The sequence below is a fragment of the Janthinobacterium sp. EB271-G4-3-2 genome (assembly GCF_020858035.1).
GTDB lineage: Bacteria > Pseudomonadota > Gammaproteobacteria > Burkholderiales > Burkholderiaceae_D > Janthinobacterium > Janthinobacterium aestuarii.
Genome location: NZ_JACYMG010000001.1, coordinates 1,130,145 through 1,143,885, shown reverse-complemented (window position 1 = coordinate 1,143,885; position 13,741 = coordinate 1,130,145). Strand labels below are relative to the sequence as shown.

At 63.2% G+C, this 13,741-nt stretch carries 9 protein-coding genes; 5 read left to right on the top strand and 4 right to left on the bottom strand.

Annotation, left to right across the window (positions count from 1 at the left end; translation table 11 throughout):
• From IGS55_RS04980 to IGS55_RS04970, 3 genes are all read left to right on the top strand, one after another.
• On the top strand, positions 1-897 hold an 897-nt coding region (locus IGS55_RS04980; RefSeq protein ID WP_230537146.1), incomplete at its 5' end, for a YDG domain-containing protein.
• A 23-nt stretch (positions 898-920) separates the two neighbouring features.
• The gene (locus IGS55_RS04975; protein ID WP_230518628.1) at positions 921-2,576 is read left to right on the top strand and encodes a ShlB/FhaC/HecB family hemolysin secretion/activation protein; all 1,656 of its coding nucleotides are present in this window, start codon (positions 921-923) and stop codon (positions 2,574-2,576) included.
• A gap of 392 nt (positions 2,577-2,968) precedes the next feature.
• Complete coding sequence (locus IGS55_RS04970; RefSeq protein WP_230518627.1) at positions 2,969-5,239, top strand: outer membrane beta-barrel family protein; 2,271 nt, start codon at positions 2,969-2,971, stop codon at positions 5,237-5,239.
• On the opposite strand, the gene IGS55_RS04965 is transcribed toward IGS55_RS04970, so the two are convergent.
• Complete coding sequence (locus IGS55_RS04965; RefSeq protein ID WP_230518626.1) at positions 5,236-6,276, bottom strand: SMI1/KNR4 family protein; 1,041 nt, start codon at positions 6,274-6,276, stop codon at positions 5,236-5,238. The two genes, IGS55_RS04970 and IGS55_RS04965, sit on opposite strands and share 4 nt — an antisense overlap.
• Complete coding sequence (locus IGS55_RS04960) at positions 6,276-7,250, bottom strand: thymidylate synthase (RefSeq protein ID WP_230518625.1); 975 nt, start codon at positions 7,248-7,250, stop codon at positions 6,276-6,278. The genes IGS55_RS04965 and IGS55_RS04960 overlap by 1 nt, the downstream gene beginning before the upstream one ends.
• A 157-nt stretch (positions 7,251-7,407) precedes the next feature.
• Here IGS55_RS04960 and IGS55_RS04955 point away from each other — a divergent pair, with 157 nt between their 5' ends.
• Together IGS55_RS04955 and IGS55_RS04950 are read left to right on the top strand one after the other, a co-directional pair.
• The gene (locus IGS55_RS04955; protein WP_230518624.1) at positions 7,408-10,170 is read left to right on the top strand and encodes a bifunctional diguanylate cyclase/phosphodiesterase; all 2,763 of its coding nucleotides are present in this window, start codon (positions 7,408-7,410) and stop codon (positions 10,168-10,170) included.
• A 197-nt stretch (positions 10,171-10,367) separates the two neighbouring features.
• Positions 10,368-11,801, top strand: a complete 1,434-nt coding sequence (locus tag IGS55_RS04950; RefSeq protein WP_230518623.1) for an OmpP1/FadL family transporter — start codon at positions 10,368-10,370, stop codon at positions 11,799-11,801.
• Positions 11,802-11,963: 162 nt separating this feature from the next.
• Here the strand turns inward: IGS55_RS04950 and IGS55_RS04945 are convergent, their stop codons facing one another.
• Positions 11,964-13,055 carry a threonine aldolase family protein gene (locus IGS55_RS04945; RefSeq protein WP_230518622.1) on the bottom strand — a complete coding sequence of 364 codons (1,092 nt, stop codon included), beginning with the start codon at positions 13,053-13,055 and terminating at the stop codon, positions 11,964-11,966.
• Between the two features lie 10 nt (positions 13,056-13,065).
• Positions 13,066-13,740: a leucine efflux protein LeuE gene (leuE, locus tag IGS55_RS04940; protein ID WP_230518621.1), complete on the bottom strand. Its 675-nt coding sequence runs from the start codon at positions 13,738-13,740 to the stop codon at positions 13,066-13,068.
• Between the last annotated feature and the right edge of the window lies 1 nt (position 13,741).

Here is a 13,741-nt window from a genome sequence, read left to right as displayed (position 1 = left end):
TCGGCCGCGAATAAAATCTATGACGGCGGCACGGCGGCCACGCTGAGCGGCGGTGCGCTGTCCGGGCTGGTCGGCAATGAAACCGTGACACTGGGCGCATTGACGGGCGCGTTTGCCGACAAGAATGCCGGCAACGGCAAAACCGTGACCGTCAGCGGCGGCCAGCTGGGCGACGGCACGGGCCTGGCGGCGAATTACAGCGTGAGCGCGCCGGCCAGCATGACGGCGGCCATTACGCCGAAACCTGTTACCGTCAGCGGTCTCGCCGTTGCCGACAAGACGGCTGACGGCACGACGACGGCAATGATTGCAACGCCAGCAACGCTTTCAGGGCTCGTCGCCAACGATACCGTTAAGCTCGATGCTAATTCGGCATCAGCGAAATTCGCACAGGCATCCGCCGGTATTGCCATTCCGGTCAGCGTCACCGGCCTCACTTTGAGCGGTGCAGATGCCGGCAATTACCTTATCCCTGCTTCAAGTTCAAGCACAGGCAGGATACTGACGGCACCAGTCCGGGCAAACTCGACTGCAACGGCAACGGCAACGGCAACGGCAACGGCAACGGCAACGGCAACCGCGGCGACGATTACGCCGCAGGCGGCGGGTATTACGTCGTCGTTTGCCGCGCCCGCGGTCGGCGGGCTGGCCTATGTCGCCGTGGCTGAAAGCGTGACTGCGCCGCAGTCGGGGACAGCACAGACTGCCATGAGCGAGGGGACGGGCGCTAACGCGGCACCGGCCAGCACCACGCGGCGGCGCCAGTCGTCGACCCAAGGCGCTGGTGCCAACCGCGATGCCAAATATCTCGATGTGATGGTCGTATCTGGCGGCATCCGCATGCCTGCCAGCGCAAGCAGCGATACCTCCAACGCCCCGGCGCCGAATAATCTCTGACACCTTCAGGACATGGGTATTCTATGAAGCATCCATCCACTGTTTTGCCGATGACGCTGTTCGTCACGGCCTGCATGCCCGCGCTTGCCCAGCAATTACCTGATGCTGGTACGCTGCTGCAGGAAAATGCGCGTACGCTGCCGCAACCGACCAGTCGTGCGGCACCCACGCTGCGCGTGCTGCCTGCGCCTCAACCGGCGGCACAGGTTTCCGGTGGCGTGCAAATAACGCTGCAGCGCGTGACGATAAGCGGCAACACGCAGATCCCGAGTACGGAACTGCTGGCCGACCTTGGCCCGGTCACAGGCAAGACATATGACTTCGCGGGACTGTCCGCGCTTGCCGCACACATTACCTCCCGTTATCAGCAAGCCGGCTATCCTTTCGCGCGTGCTTACCTGCCACAACAGGATCTGTCCGCTGGCGAATTACGCATCGAGATCCTCGAAGGTCGTTACGGTCTGGTGCAGGCGACGGGCGATGGCGCATTGACGTCAGGGGCGCAAGGCTTCCTGTCGGCACTGCCGAAGGGCGCCTTGATCGAGGCGCACCTGTTGGAGCGCACGACCCTTTTATTGAACGATCAGCCCGGCGTGATCACGGCGCCGCTGATGCGCCCTGGAAAGGAGGTCGGCACTGGCGACCTGATCGTCGACGTGCAAAGGGATCATCGTTACAAGGGTGAAGCGGGGATCGACAATTTTGGCACGCGGGCGACCGGCCGCACGCGTCTTCACGCGAGTCTGGATGCCGACAGTCCATTCATGCTCGGTGATCAACTCTCCCTGCAGGCGCTCTATACGGATGCCCAAATGTGGTTTGGATCGGTGGCGTATGCGGCACCCATCGGTTACAGCGGCTTGCGCGGACGCGCCAGTTACACGCATTCATACTACGAACTTGCAGGCAGTTTCGCGTCCCTTGGCGCGCGCGGCACGGCGGACGTGGCGAGCGTCGGGGTGAGCTATCCGATCGTCCGCTCACAGTCGCGCAACCTGATCGTCTCGGCAAGCATCGATCACAAGTCCCTGCAGGACCGCCAAGGGGCGACTTCGTCGTCAAGTGACAAGCGAAGTACAGTCGTGCCGGTCAATTTGTCCTTTGACGTGCGCGATCAGTTCATTTACGCCGGCATCACCTACGGCGTCGTCTCGTGGGTGCATGGCCGCCTCGGACTGGATAAGGCAAGCGAGACCATCGACAGCGCGAGCGCCCGCACGGCCGGTGCGTTCTCCAAGCTGAACATAGACCTGGCGCGCGTTCAGTCCCTCAACAGCAAGATTGACCTCTATGGTCGCCTGTCCGCGCAGCGCGCGGGGAATAACCTCGACCCGTCCGAAAAGCTGGGCCTTGGGGGCGTGAACGGTGTGCGGGCGTATCCGAACGGCGAGGCGTATGGTGACAATGGCTGGCTGGCACAGGCCGAGGTGCGCTACTCAAGCGGCGCGGCGGTGCCGTTCGTCTTCTACGATATGGGACGAATTGACATCAACAAGGACGCCTTGGCGAGTACGGGCAACCGGCGCACGCTGGCCGGCAGTGGCGTCGGCGTCCGCTATGCAGGCGCAGCGTGGAGCGCAGGCATGACGCTGGCCTGGCGTACCCGCGGGGGGGCTTCGCTGACAGAGTCTTCGCCCCATAATCCGACCTTGCTGGCTAGCCTGGCGTACCGTTTTTGAGGCCGGCGAAAACTTGATGCTATTTCTCCATGTTGGAGAAACGGCTCGTTGCGCGGGCGGCGAAGCGGCAGCAATGCGATTGGATTCGCACCATGTCCACGCAGCGCACCGGCTTGCCCCCAGCTGCGCCAGGCCCCCAAATACGTGCGCGACGCGGGTGCCGGCCATGGCAACACGGTGCTTGCGACGCTTGCGGGCTTCGGAGATATCCCGGGCAGCGCAAGCTGCATGGCATGAGGCTGGAATGCCACAAGCGCCGGAGATTTGTAAATTGAAGTAAATAACAATGGTTCGCATTTGCTTTGCTCCTTGCAATCGTGGCATGCTTGGCATGTGCTCTCACGCTGCGGCGTAGTGCCTCATCCGTAGCGTCTCGATTATTTTTTAGCCAAATGCATAAACTTCTTTTCCATTGCCTGGCGGGCGGCAGCCTGCTCGTCTCCGGCGCCGCTGTCCAGGCGCAAACCGTCACCGGCGATGCCGTCGTCAAGCCGCCTGCCAAGACGCCCGCCGTTGACGCGCCGCCGTCCGTCAGCGTGACGGCCGAACGTCCCACTGGCCGCATCGACCGGCAAGTCTACGACGTCAAGTCCGACGTCGGCAGCAGCAATGGCACGGCGGCCGATGCCTTGAACAATGTGCCGTCGGTGGCCGTCGATCCCGATGGGTCCGTCTCCCTGCGCGGCAGCAGCAATGTGCAGATATTGATCGATGGCAAGCCGTCGGCCATGCTGCAGGGCGATTCGCGCGGCGCCACCCTGAACGCCATGGCCGCCGACGATATTGAATCCGTGGAAGTGATCAACAATCCCGGCGCCCAGTTCGGCAACGAGGCCGGTGGCGGCCCCATCCTGAATCTGGTGATGCGGCGCAACCGCAAGCCGGGCGGCTTTGCCACCGTCAACGCGAACGCGGGCATCGCGGGGCGCTACAACAGTGCCGTGTCCGGCACCTACAACGAAGGGCCGTGGGGCTACCAGGGCGGCATCAATGTGCGCCATGACGGCCGCAATTCCGTGGGCGAGGTCAGCCGCGAGCGCCTGGAGCGTGGCACGGGCGCCTTCGCCCCCAGCAGCCAGCAGTCCACCAGCAATGGCTTGAACGACTCGCTGGGCTTGCACGGCACCGTCAATTACAACCTGAACGCCAACGACACCCTGGCCGCCAGCGTGTCGTATAACGGGCGCAGCAACGACCAGCGCTCGCTCGACCGCTACATCAATGGCGACAGCACGGGCAGCACCATCGGCGACTATGTGCGCAGCACTGTGCGCAACGGCGACAGCCGCAACTACAGCTGGGGGGCGCGCTACGACCACAAGGGAGAATTGCCGGGCGAAACCCTCAAAATCGACCTGCGCGTGTCGTCGTCGACCAACGAGAGCGACAGCGATTACGCGAATACCTACGCGGTGACGCCCGTCAATGCTTTCGACAGCCGCGCGCGCCAGCACAGCGAAACGGGCAACCGCATCGTCGACTTCAGCGGCGACTACGAGCGCCCGCTGGCGGGCGGCACGGCCAAGCTCGGCTACAAGGTGGCCGACAACAAGAGCAGTTTCGACACTTTATATACGGACATCAACCCGGCCAGCCTGGCGGAAATCGTCAACCCCATGCGCAGCAACCGTTTCGAGCTCGACGAGCGCACTGTGGCCCTGTATGGCTCCTACCAGATGCGCCTGACCGAACGCTGGGGCGCGCTGGCCGGCTTGCGCGCCGAATACACGGACTTGAACGTGCGCCAGATCACGAGCGGCATCGAGGCCGGCAACAATTACGTCAACTACATTCCCAGCCTGTTCGCCACCTACAAGGTCAGCGACGAGAGCAATGTGCGCTTCAGCTATGCGCACCGCATCCGCCGCCCGAATGCGGGCGACCTGAATCCGTACGTGGTCTACCGCGACGAGTTCAATGTGTCGGCCGGCAACCCGAAGCTGAAACCCACGCAGACGGATTCGTTCGAGATCGGCTATGAAACGAAGATCGCGGGCCTGGAAAGCAGCTTGCGCGCCTACCACCGGCGCGACACGGACGCCATCGTCGATTACCGCTACTTTATCAGCGACAATGTGCTCTTGACCACGCGGGAAAACGGCGCAGGCAGCCATTCGAGCGGGCTCGAGTTCAGCGTCAGCGGCAAGCTGACACCATCGTTGACCCTGAACACGAGCGGCAACCTGGCGCGCAGCCAGCAGACGAGTTCCGACGACCTGGGCAACCGCAGCACGCGCACGGCGAACGCCCTGAGCGGCCGCGCGCGCCTCAATTACCAGTTCGATGCGGCCAACCAGTTGCAGCTGGCCCTGCAAATGCAGGGCAAGACGCTGTCGGGACAGGGTTACCGCTCGCCGAACAACACCTTGAATGTGAGCTGGCGCCACACGGTGACACCGCAGCTGAGCCTGGTCATGAATGTGACCGATGTGTTCAGCAGCAACAAGATGGAAACCGTCATCAACAGCGCTTCCTTGCGCGAGACGAGCACGCGGCGCTTCGATGGACGCATGATTTATGTGGGGTTGTCGTACCGCCTGGGCGGCGCCACGTCGGCGGCGAAAGAGGGCGAACGGGAACCGCGCTTCGGTCCGCCTGGCGGACGCGGGCCAGGCGGACCTGGCGGTCCCGGTCCGGGCGGACCGGGAGGCGAACCAGGCTAGGCCGCTGCCGCGATCTCGTTCAGGAAGTCGATGAAACTGTCCGCATGGCGCTCGAAGCGCCATGCGCCCATGCCATGCTCGGCGTGATATACGGGCGCATCGCCATCGGCGATATTGCCCAGGTCCAGGCAATACGGGTCGGCGCCCGCGTCGGCGATTACCAGGTACTGATCCGGCCAGCCGGCGATGGTTTCCTGACTGACGGGGTTCCATGCGTAGCCGTGCTGGGCCTTGACCAGCTCGGCCGCGCCGTACAGGCTCAAGCCTTGGAAATACAGTGGGCTGTCGATATACACCCGCAGCGGCGAATGGCAAGCGAGGAAGCGCCGGTAGTGCTCCGGCAAGGTCCAGCGCTGCGCGATGCCGGCCATATCGGCCGCGCTGGCGATGGTCAGCCAGTTCGATGGCTGGGCCAGGTCCTGCTCCTTCTTGCGTCTGGCCGCCAGTTTTTTCTCCAGCCTGGCCGCCGCCTTTTCCAGCGGCGAGCGCGGGTCCTCGAGCGCCGCATGCGTGACGGGCAGCGCATGGCCTGCGCCATCCGGGTAGCCATCGCGCTGCCAGGCCAGAACATCGGTCAGGCCCAGCCGCTCGGCCTTCCAGTGGCCGGGGTCTGTCGGCAAGCCGGCATCGAAAGGCTGGCGGCTGAAGACGGCCAGGCTTTTGACGGCCTTGGCGCGCACGCTGAGCTTGGCATCTTCCGCCGCTGCCAGGGCCACCAGCCGGGCATAGGCTTCCTTGCCCATGCTTTTCAGCATGCCATCCACGCCCCAGTAGGCGAGGCCGTCCATCTCAAGGCTCCAGCTGAAAAAGTCGCCGTATTCTCCCGGCTCGGCCAGGGCGACGATATCGGTCATCAGGAAGGCGCGCCAGTGCAGCAACTGGCCTTCCCTGGCGTAGGCGGTCAGGATGTCGAGCACGGCTTGCCGCTCCTCGGCCGCATGCTTTTTCAGCAACCGGTCTTTCAGCTTGGAAAACTTAACGCCGTCCGTCTCGTCAAACAGCTTGCGGTGCAGGGCTGCCAGCGGTGCGGCCGCCATCAGACGGCCATCGCCGCCTTGATCGGCGCATGGTGTTCATAGCCTTCCAGCGAGAAGTCGGACGGTTCGATCTTTTCCAGCCATTCCGGCTCGTACTTGCCCGTCTTGGCGTACTCGGGCACGCGGTCGGAAATGACAAACCTGGGCGCCGGGAACGGCGTGCGCTTCAATTGCTCTTCCACCATGTCGAGGTGGTTTTCATAGATGTGCGCGTCGCCGATGAAATAGGTGAACCAGCGCGGCGTGTAGCCCGTCAGGCGCGCCACCAGATGCAGCAGGGCTGCGCCTTCGGCGATGTTGAACGGCGTGCCCAGGCCGATGTCGTTGCTGCGCACATATAAGCATAGCGAGATTTCGCGCGTGCTGGCGTTCGGGATGAACTGGTACAGCAAATGGCAGGCGGGCAGGGCGACGGCATCGAGCACGGCCGGGTTCCATCCGTGGAACAGGATGCGCCGGCTGCCGGGGTTCGTCATGATGGTGTCCAGGCATTCGCGCAACTGATCGACCGCCTTGTACAGCAGCACTTTTTGCACGCCTTCTTCGACGATGGGAGCGACCAAGGTGAAACCGTTCGCTTGCGCGTCGGCGATTTGCGCGGGCTGGCCGGCGTCGAGCAGTTTATATGCGGGCCACCGGCGCCATTGCACGCCGTACACGGGGCCGAGGTCATCCTCGCCTTCGCGGTAGGGGTTGGCCAGCCATTGCGCGTTTTCATTGGCGTTCTGGTCCCACACCTTGCAGCCCAGCGCGCGGAACTCGGCCGCGTTGCGCGAAGCGCGCAGGAAGGCGCACAATTCGCCGATCACGGATTTGAAAGCCAGTTTCTTGGTCGTCACGGCAGGGAAGTTGCCGTTGGCCAAGTCGAAACGCATCATGGCGCCCGGCACGCTCAGGGTGCGGATGCCCGTGCGGTTGTCTTGCCAGCTGCCCGTTTCGAGCACGGTCTTGATCAAATCTTGATATTGCTGCATGTATTTCTCCAACGGTAAGGATGGTGATTGTAACGCAGGCGCGACAGGCGGGATGCGGCCCGCACACATAATTACGCTGCTGTCTTACCTGCAAACATGACTCTGTGGTAATTTGTGTGTCCTTAAAGAAATACATAGAAACGGCAGACGCTGCACCATGTTCTTGCGACAATTTGTAAACAATAATAACGGCGCCATGGTGGAGATGAGCAGGGCCGATTTTCTCAGGGCCAACCTGCGCCTGATCCTCGCCTGGCCCTTGCTGGGGCTGGTCCTGTGCGCCGTGCTGTGGACGGCCACCCTGCTGCAGCTGGAGGCGGAAAAGAAGGTGGCGCAGCAGCAGGCGATCGATAGCGTGTCTTCGCTGTCGAAAGCGTATGGCCAGTATCTGCTGCGCACCCTGGAGCAGATGGACCAGCTGACCTTGCAGCTCAAGTATGAATGGGAAAATTCGCGCGGCCAGCTGCGTCTCGATCAATTGAAGACGCAGGGCATGTATGCCTTGCCGCAATTTGCCATCGTCGCCATCCTTGACCGCAAGGGCCATCCCGTGACGGCCACGGCGCCGCTGCAGCGCCTGCGGGTCAACGAGCGCAGCGATTTCCTGCTGCGCCACTGGCGCAGCAATTCCAGCGCGCTGCGCATCGCCCTGGGGCGGGCCAATGCGGCCAATGCGGACGATGCTGCCACGGTACCCGGCGCCGACGAAAGCCTCGTGCATTTCACGCGCCGGCTGGAAGACGAGGATGGCAATTTCGACGGCGTGCTGCTCATTTCCATTCATTCCAGCTATTTTTCCGAATTCTATAACAGCGTCAGTTTCGGCAAGTTCGGCATGTCCGCCATGGTGGGCGAAGAGGGCGAGCTGTTCAGCACGCGCCTCGGCTCGCGCGTGCTGCCGGCCCGGAGCGCACAAGCCACGCCGTTTCTCGACACCAGCTTCCTGGAAACGGAGAGCGGTGCCCTGCATTCGAGCGGCAGGATCTCTTTTTCCGACAAGCAAAGCCGCTACGTGGGCTGGCAGGCGCTGAAAGCCTATCCGTTTACGGCCGTGGTCGGACTGTCGGATGGCGAAATGCTGCACCCCTACGAGGAAACGCGCACGATTTATATCGGCATCGCCCTGGCCGTCACCATGCTGCTGCTGGCCTTTACCGCCATCGCCACCATGTTGTCGCTGCGCCTGGCGTGGCGCCACCACCAGTCCGAAGGCGTGCGCAATGCCTACCGCATGGCCACCGAAGGCACGAGCGACGGCTTTTATATCATTGCCGCCCTGCGCGGCGCGGACGGCAGCATCCTCGATTTCGAGATGGTCGATTGCAACGAGCCGGGCGCCGGCTATTTTGGCGTGCGGCGCGAACAATTGCTGGGCATGCGCCTGCAGTCGCGCGCCCACGAGCCGTATTTCCGCGACCTGATCCATCATTACCGGGCCGCCATGGTCTCCGGTTTTTCCGAGGAAGAGATCGAACTGCCGGAGGGCAACCCGTTCAAGCTGCGCTGGATACGCCGGCGCGTGGTGCGCAGCGGCGACCGCCTGGCCGTCACCTTGCAAGACATCAGCACGGCCAAGGAGCACGAGCGCGACTTGCGCCGCCTGGCCAACGAGGATGGCTTGACGGGCTTGCCCAACCGCTACTGGCTGCAGCAATTCCTGCCCGGTGCCCTGGGCCGCGCCGCCATCGCGCGGCATATGCTGGCGCTGCTGTTCATCGATCTGGATGGCTTCAAGGATATCAACGACACGCAGGGCCACGCCGAGGGTGACAAGGTGCTGCGCGCCGCCTCCTTGCGCCTGAAAGCCGTGCTGCGGCCGGGCGACCACATGGTGCGTCTGGGCGGCGACGAATTCGTCGTCGTGCTCGACCCCGTGGAAGACGACAGCCGCGCCGAACAGGTGGCGCAGCGCATCGCCATCGCCTTCGACGAGCCGTTCTACCTGGGCAGCGAACGCCACAAGATGGGCGCCTCGATCGGCATCAGCCTGTATCCGCGCGATGGCGCCGAAACGGACGTGCTGCTGAAGAACGCCGACATCGCCATGTATGCCGTCAAAGTGGCGGGCAAGGGCCATCACCGCTTTTTCCAGCCCGAATTGTTCGAAACCATCCGCAGCCGCCGCGAACTCGAGCAAAGCCTGGTGGCGGCGCTGGAGCTGGACCAGTTCCTCGTCGTCTACCAGCCGCGGGTCGACGCCATGAGCGGACAGCTGTGCAGCATGGAGGCGCTCGTGCGCTGGCACCATCCGCAGCATGGCATGGTGCCGCCGCTGGAATTCATCCCCGTGGCCGAGAGCAGCGGCCTGATTTCGCAGCTGGGCGAAGTCGTCATCGAAAAGGTGTGCCTGCAGATGGCGCGCTGGCAGGCGAGCGGACTGGAACTGGTGCCCGTGTCGATCAACGTGTCGGCGCGCCAGTTCGGGCGTGGCGACGTGCACCAGGTGCTGGCATCCGCGCTGACGCGCCACCGCATCGATGCGCGCCTGATCGAGGTGGAAATCACGGAATCGGCCATGATGGATGAACAGAACCGCGCCGTGGAGCAGCTGTCGGCCATCCGCGCGCTGGGCGTGCGCCTGCTGGTCGACGATTTCGGTACCGGATACTCCTCGCTGTCGCAGCTGCAGAAGTTCGCCATGGATGGCTTGAAGATCGACCGCGCCTTCACCATGGAGCTGGGCCGCTCGGAGCAGGGCGAGGTCTTCGTGCGCGCCATCCTGTCGATGGCGCACGCGCTGGGCATGAGCGTGGTGGCCGAAGGCGTGGAGACGCGCGAGCAGCTCGACATCCTGCGCACGCTGCAATGCAACGAAGTGCAGGGCTATTTCATCTCGCGCCCCGTGCCCTCCGAACAGATGCTGGCGCTGATGCACCAGCGCTTTCTGATACCGCTTCCAGCCCCGGTGCTGGCCCTGTAGAACGCCGTGATTGGCGTGGAAAACAACGCTGTTTCATAAAAAGAGCGAACGTTCGCTTTTTTCTAAAAAATATTATATGCTTCGCTCATGCCGTCAGTGAATTGGAGTTCACGGCGGCAAGAAAAGTGCAAGACGGGGCGGCTTGAGATGCCCGCGATAGTGTGCCGAAGACCTTCATATAATAAAGAGAGACTAACTTGAAACATAAATATCTGCCCCTCCTGATCGTTGCCGCGTTCGCCGGCATCTCCTCCACCGCACAAGCATCGGGCTACCGTTTCGGCTCGCAAAGCGTTTCCGCCCAGGGCTCGGCCGATGCCAGCGGCGCCGAAGCGGCCGACGCATCGACCATTTTCTACAACCCGGCCGGCATGTCGCGCCTGGAAGGCACGCAATTCCTGGGCGGCGGCACCCTGGTGGTACCGCATTCGACCTACCAGGACACGGGTTCGAAGACCTTCACCGGCCGCACGCCGGGCGGCACGACCAAGGACTACGCGCCGGACGCCGTCTTCGCGCCAGCCCTGTATGCGAGCAAGAAGCTCAATGAGCAATGGACCGTCGGCATGGGCCTGTTCGTGCCTTACGGCGCCAAGCTCGATTACGGCAATGACTGGAGCGGCCGCTATGCGATCACCAACATCAAGCTCGAAGCGATCGCCCTCAATCCTTCCGTTTCCTTCAAGGTCAATGAACACCATTCCTTCGGTTTCGGCGTCACCGCCGAACACATGAAGGCGGAACTGGGCCAGGCGGTCGACGTGCCGGGTTCCGTGGCCTTCCTGGCCCAGCACGCGCCAGCCGCGTCGCAAGCCTTCCTGGCCAATATCGCCAAGACGCAGGGCCTGGCCGCCGCGCAGGCAGCCGGCGCCGCGCTGAAGGGCGCCAAGGATGGCCATGCCTCGATGGATGGCGACGACTGGGGCTTCGGCTTCAACCTCGGCTATTTGTACCAGATGAATGAAGGCACGCGTTTCGGTATCGCCTACCGTTCGTCGATTTCGCACAAGCTGAAAGGCGACACGATCTGGGACTTCTCGCAAGTGTCGGACAACGCCGCCGTGAATGCCTTCATCGCCAAGGCATCGAACAAGGTCAATTCCAAGGCGCTGGTCGAAGTGCGCACGCCGGAAACCCTGTCGATCAACGCCTTCCATCAGATGGATGATCGTTGGGCCCTGATGGGCGACGTCACCTGGACCCGCACTTCGCGCCTGCAGAACCTGGACATCCAGTTCCCGCCGACGGCCGAAGGCGCCGAGCGCATCCGCCAGCAGTGGAAAAACACCTACCGCGTCTCGCTGGGCACCAACTACAAATACAGCGAAAACCTGCTGCTGCGCGCCGGTATCGCGCATGACCAGGCGCCAGTGCGCAGCGCCGAGCTGCGTCATCCAGCGCTGCCGGATAGCGACCGCATGCAGTACTCGATCGGCGCGAACTGGAAGCTGAACGCCAATTCCTCGCTCGACCTGGCTTACAGCTTCATCGACTTCAAGGATGCCAGCGTCAATTACAAGAATGACTGCTCGCCGGTAACCCCTGGCTGCACCGGCAACGGTGAAACCACCAAGGGCCTGTTCAAGACCCGCATGCAGTTGATCGGTCTCGCTTACAACTACAAGTTCTAAGCAGGTAGTGGCGGCCGACCCGGCCGCCATGAAATGAAAAAAGCGCCTTCGGGCGCTTTTTTTTCGGGGTCAGACCCCAGCCTTTCATGGGTTTTCGGATGTTGTCGGCTTACGCGCTGCGCGCTAACCCGACCTACCCCGACCTATGTCGACCTACGCCGCTCAGGCTTTGATGCGCATGGCCTGATCCAGCAGGGTCAGGGCCAGCCGCACGGTGTCGTCGGGCAGTTCCAGCAAGTTATCTCCCACATACCATTCCGCCACGCTGTGGCCGGGCAGGGCAGCGTGGCTGGCGCGGCCGAACAGCCAGATGCCGTGGTCTTCCGCCACCTGGTTGCGGATGGCGATGGCCCGCTCGCGCGAGACGGGCAAGTGCAGGTGCAGCATGTTGGCGTGCGGGGCGGCGGGATTGACGGCAATCGATGGAAAATCGCGCAGCAGCGCGTACAGCCACTGCGTGCGCGCAAAATACCGCGGCATGGCGGCCAGGCGCGCGTCGAACTGCATGGCGGCGGCCACCACGTAGGGCGTGCGGTGCACGATGTTGCCTCCCTGGCGGCGGAACCATTCGCGCGCCCGTTCGACGAAGCTGCGGCTGCCGGCCAGCACGGCGCCGCCGAGGCCGCCGATACCCTTGTACAGCGACACGTAGACGGAATCGAAACCGTCGCAGATGGCGGGCAGGGACTGGTTGAAACCCGCTTGCGCTTCCCACAGGCGCGCGCCATCCATGTGCAAATGGATGTTGTGGTCGCGGCAGTGCCGCTTGATGTCGTTCAACGCTTCCCAGGATGGACACTGGCCGCCGATTTCGCGCATCGGCAGCTCGACCTGCGCGGCGCCCAGGGCATCGGGCACGGCGCGCAAGTCGTCCACCGTCCACGGACGGTGCGGGTCGCCCAGTATCAAACCCTTGAAGTGGTCGAGCAATTCGTGGTTGCCGCGCTCGTGGCGCAGGATATGCGAAGTGGGGTGCAGCGCCACCAGGCGCGAGCCCCGGTCCTGGCAGGCCAGGCGCAGGGCCGTCACCTGCGTCATGGTACCCGTGATGCAGAACACGGCCGCCTCGAAACCGAGCAGGCTGGCGATCTTGTTCTCGAACTGTTCGATCAGCGCGCCTTCGCCGTAGGTGTCGTGCGCAACAGCGTTGGCGTCGCACCAGGCGGCCATGGCCGCGAAGGTGGCCGCTGGCGTTGGCTGGCGGTGGCCGGGCAGGACGGTATGGCAGCGCTGGCGCAGTTCAAGCTCGTTCACGGTGTATTCCTTACAAGGTGGCCGTGGCCAGTTTCGCGCCAAAGCCGATGAACATGGCGCCGACGCCGCCGCCCATGCCGGCCGACAGGCGGCGACGGCGGCGGAAGGTGTCGGCCAGGCGCGCGCCGACAAAGATGATGGCCGTCAGATAGGTAAAGCTGATCACCTGGCAAATCAGGCCCAGGCCGACGAAGGACAGCACGGGATTCGGGAAGGCCGGGTCGACGAACTGGATGAAGAACGAGATGAAGAACAAAATCGCTTTCGGGTTCATCAGGCTGATGATCAGCGCCTTGCGGAATGGATCGCTTTCCTTGACGGGCGCTGGCGCGGCAGGCGTTTCACCGTCGACGGAGCTTGGCGCGCGCAGCTTGCGCCAGCAGCCGATCAGCATTTGCAGACCGATCCAGCCCAGGTAGGCCGCACCGATGTATTTCACCACGTAGAACAGGGCCGGGCTGGCTTTCAGCAAGGAGGCCACGCCGCAGGCCGACAGCACCATCAATATCAGGTCGCCGGCGAAGATGCCGAAAGCGCCCTGGTAGGCGGGCCGCACGCCCCGCTGGGCCGCGACCGACAGCACATACATGGAATTGGGACCGGGCAGGATGACGATGAAGATGGTCCCCAGCAAAAAGGTCCAGAAATCGGTGATGCCCAGGTTGGCGTGGAAAAGTGCGTTCATG